The sequence below is a fragment of the Candidatus Protofrankia californiensis genome (assembly GCF_900634765.1).
Classification (GTDB): Bacteria; Actinomycetota; Actinomycetes; order Frankiales; family Frankiaceae; genus Protofrankia; species Protofrankia californiensis.
In genome coordinates this window covers 1-491 of sequence record NZ_CAAAFT010000219.1, presented here as the reverse complement: position 1 = coordinate 491, position 491 = coordinate 1, and the positions used below count along the sequence as shown (strand labels likewise).

The window sequence follows — 491 nt, the reverse complement described above, 5'->3', positions numbered from 1 at the left end:
GTTTTCGGGCAGGACGTCCGGTTCGACCTCGATGTCGACTTTGGCAGGCATCACTTCACTCCAACCAACTCGTGCGCTACCGGGCGTGACCCGGATGCGATTCGTGTCCCGGAGGATCGGGGACGCGCCACCGCCACGACCACCCCCGCCGCGGCGAGCGCGAGACCCACCGCGCCGGCGAGCAGCACACCGAACTGCCGGATCACGGCGAGGTCGGAGGCGGCGAGGACCAGGTAGCCGACCGCCGAGGTGGTGGCCGCCAGCAGCACGGGGGTGCGCAGCGCGCGGCCGCCCCGGCGGGTCGATTCGCTCAGCAGCACGGTGAACTCGCATCCCACTGCGGCGGTCAGCGAGCCCAGCGCCACGGTGATCGGGCTCAGTGGGATGCCGAGGACCCACAGCAGGAACAGCCCGGCGCCGGTCGCCAGCGCCGCGGCCGCCAGCGCGCGTAGGGCGTCGCCACGACGGCGTAACCCTACCGCGAGCACGGC

Annotated in this window: 1 pseudogene; it reads right to left on the bottom strand. The window is 72.7% G+C overall.

What is annotated here, in order from left to right:
• Positions 1–50 precede the first annotated feature (50 nt).
• Positions 51–491: pseudogene (locus DD1DGNOD_RS12015) on the bottom strand (RND transporter); the annotation flags it as partial.